Annotated in this window: 4 protein-coding genes; all 4 read right to left on the bottom strand. The window is 37.4% G+C overall.

Annotated features, from left to right (window positions below):
• On the bottom strand, positions 1 to 220 hold a 220-nt coding region (locus AC11ZT_RS05435; RefSeq protein WP_484058631.1), incomplete at its 3' end, for an aminotransferase class III-fold pyridoxal phosphate-dependent enzyme.
• An 82-nt stretch (positions 221 to 302) separates the two neighbouring features.
• Positions 303 to 1,484 (bottom strand): PucR family transcriptional regulator, encoded by a 1,182-nt coding sequence (locus AC11ZT_RS05430; protein WP_484058630.1) that lies wholly within the window; start codon positions 1,482 to 1,484, stop codon positions 303 to 305.
• A gap of 381 nt (positions 1,485 to 1,865) precedes the next feature.
• Entirely contained in the window at positions 1,866 to 2,624 is a 759-nt protein-coding gene (locus tag AC11ZT_RS05425) for an exodeoxyribonuclease III (RefSeq protein ID WP_484058629.1), read from the bottom strand.
• 31 nt (positions 2,625 to 2,655) lie between these two features.
• Positions 2,656 to 3,483, bottom strand: an 828-nt coding sequence (locus AC11ZT_RS05420; protein WP_484058628.1) for a ketopantoate reductase family protein, incomplete at its 5' end; no start/stop codon positions are given.

Below are 3,483 nucleotides of genomic sequence, written 5' to 3'. Positions count from 1 at the left end.
TATGCTTAAACTCCTCAAGTAATTTTGGATGCTGATGTCCTACATTTAAGTATACTAGTTGGGAACACATATCATAATATTTCTTGCCTTTTTCATCCCAGAAGAAAATCCCTTCCGCGTTTTTTATGATTTTGGGGTTCACATTCTTTTGCTTTGACCAGGAATGCATGACGTATTCTTTATCATCTTTCATTATTTGTGTATCTTCAATCGGTTTCATTGCTTGTTCCCTCCTTGATAATTCTGAATTATTTGATAATTTAATCGTATCGCAATTATAGCCGCTTTGACAAGAACCACCTTTACAAAAAAGATTGTGCAACTGCACAATCTAAGGATGTATGTAACTCAAACATATCCTCGATCATAAAGGCTAGTGTAATATTTGTTTTAGTAAATGTAGTGTTTACACTACATTCGAGTATCGATTCAATTTTTTTTATTTTATAAAGAACGGTATTCCGGTGGATATAGTTTCTTCGTCCTATTGTTGATGTATGCCCATCCTCTTCAATAAAAATGCGAAGAAAGGGAACGTAGTCTGTTTGGTGTAGTCTGTCATATCGATAGAGCGGTCCGAGAATTTCATGATGATATTCTTCTGCCATGTGCCGATCCTGTAAATGTAGTAACAGTTTATAGGCACCCATATTTTCATATGCATATATCGTCTGACTACAGCGATTTTGGCATAGCTTAATCACGTGGCATGCTTCTTGATAGCTGTTTTTTACATGATTCAATTCCTTATACACGTTACCAATCCCGAGCCTTATATCTCCTCTCTTTTGCTTAATTGATGCGATTACAGATGTAAGAGGAACTTGATAGGTTTCTCGTTCCTTAACCATGTAGATGATTTGATTTTCAAATGAGATCAAAAGAAAATGTTTGTAACGCATGCGAATGCTCTCGGTTATAAGTGTGACGAGATTTGGCATGGAATCAATACGTTCGTTGACGTTACAAACAATAACTCTAAACTCAGCATCAGAGGGAAAACCAAAATAAGCTCGTTTTGCTTCATATTCATCTAAAGCAAGTTGATCTTGAAACAACAGGTCGGATAGAAACTGCCGCTTGTCGTCCTTTAGATTCTGTGCAGATGTTAAAAAGGAGACGGTAATTTTAATAAAGTCAGCTATGCGATATCTCCATGGCATTTCAAATACAGGAAACTGATGTTCATTTGCAAAATGCAATATATTTGAAGAAATGCTAGGAATATAAGGACCTGTGTTTAATACAATGCCTGCAGCTTTACGGTAAAAGGCTGACTTCACCATTTCAAACAGTTCTTCTGCATTATGATTCATATTAATACCAGTGGTAACAATAAGTTCATGCGGCCTGATAAATTCTGCAAGATCCACACTTTCTGTAACATTTACCCCTGTAACAAATCGTTCTAATCCGGATTCTCCTGCAACGACTGAAATTGCTTGTAACGAAGGAAGGCTGGCTATGTTTCGTAATGTCACCATGAAAATACCCATCTCCTTTCTATTCGATGATTTTAAAAAATACTGCTATATAAATAGATTACACGAAAATTCAGAAATAGCTTACCAGCTTGTGAGAAAATCTTACATAATCATTTTTGGGAAAATGAATGTGTAATGAGAATAAGGGGATTATTTACTTTTTCTACTGGAAGAACATTATACTTGGGTAGTACCAGCATACCATCAACATAATACTTTGGATTCATTTGATAAGTGGGGGATATATAAACAAGCGCGTGATTCCATACCTTAAGATGAGTTACAACATTCATGTTGTTCTATCCGAGCAAATAACATTTATAGGATAATAAAAGATACAAAGACTACCAAACCATTTTTGGGATTTGGTAGTCTTTTTGTTTAAGGCAATTCAATTTCTAACACAACTGGGCAATGGTCACTCCCCATGACTTCTGCATGAATTTGAACATCTTGAATACGTTCCTTCAACCGTTCGGAAGCAAGGAAATAATCGATGCGCCAGCCAATGTTTCTTGCTCTTACTTGATTCATATAGGACCACCACGTGTAAACATCTGTCTTATCTGGATACAGATAACGATAGGTATCAATAAATCCGGATGCGAGGAGGTCTGTCATTTTTCCTCGTTCTTCAATGGTAAAACCAGAGTTTCCGATATTCGGTTTCGGATTTTTCAAATCAATTTCTTGATGTGCTACATTTAAATCCCCGCACAGAATGACTGGCTTACGCCCATCCAATTCGATGAGATAACTGCGTATCTTATCTTCCCATTTAATTCTCACATCCAGGCGTGCCAGGTCGCGCTGCGAGTTGGGTGTATACACATTGACTAAAAAGAAGCTTTCAAACTCTAAGGTAAGGATTCTTCCCTCCTGTTCGTCCTCTTCCATGCCAACACCATATCTCACATCTAGCGGCTTTTGCTTCGAAAAAACAGCAGTGCCTGAGTAACCTTTTTTCACTGCATAATTCCAATATTGATGGTAATTCTCTAAGTTTAAATCTATTTGTCCTGCTTGTAATTTTGTTTCTTGAACACAAAAAATATCTGCGTCCATGTTTTTAAAATATTCTATAAATCCTTTTTTTACACAAGCGCGTAGGCCGTTTACATTCCACGAAATTAATTTCATAAAAAATGAATCTCCTTGTTGAAACCATGTTTTATCTATGGGCCAAGTTTTCTTTTTGTTCTTCAAACTGAAGCAACTGATAAATAGTTTCGATTGTTGGAACGGGAACATTTTGTTCTTTGGCAACCTGGATGACATAGCCAACTAGGGCTTCTAACTCCATTTTTTTCCCGTGCTCTAAGTCTTGTAGCATCGATGTTTTATGTTGTTTTACAGCTTGATTTGGATGAAACGTTTCCTTATTTTTTTCTAAATCAAACGTAATACCAATGGATGCAGCAACATTCATATACTCACTTGTCATTTCATGTAAAATGGCATATAAATATGGACTATCCACCGCTTCTCCAACTGTCGTTCGCGTTAAGGCTGTAATGGGGTTGTACCGGATATTCCAAAGTAACTTTTCCCATTTGGCTTTTTTCATATTTTCTTCAAGTGTAACGGCAACACCCGCTTTCGTAAATGCCGCTCGTAATTCGGAAAGAAAGGATGAAGTCTGCTTGATCCAACTACCAATTGAAAGATCTCCCTTTGCTAGGTGCCGAATTCTACCTGCGCCTTCGTTGATAACAGACACAAAGGCGCAGCCGCCAATCACACGCTCCGCTCCGAATGTTTCAGCAAGTCGTTCTTCGTTGCCAATGCCGTTTAATAGACAAAGTATTTTCGTTTCATTTGCTAGAAGTTGCTCAATTTGCGGGAGAACACTCGTTAGAGAAGTAGATTTCACGGCTAGAAGAATCAGATCACAATCTCGAATTTCGCTAAGATGGGAAGAATCAATTGCATGAACTGCCATTGAATAATCTCCCCATACACTATGTACGAGTAAATCCTGTTCCTGCAAATGACGAAG

This window comes from Ectobacillus sp. (assembly GCF_056992975.1).
The sequence above is the reverse complement of the archived record's forward strand: the minus strand, read 5'-3'. Positions and strand labels throughout refer to the sequence as shown.

Excerpts from the sequence above, each read along its gene's own strand:
- AC11ZT_RS05430 (WP_484058630.1), bottom strand. The coding sequence starts at position 1,484 with ATGGTGACATTACGAAACATAGCCAGCCTTCCTTCGTTACAAGCAATT.
- AC11ZT_RS05425 (WP_484058629.1), bottom strand. The coding sequence starts at position 2,624 with ATGAAATTAATTTCGTGGAATGTAAACGGCCTACGCGCTTGTGTAAAA.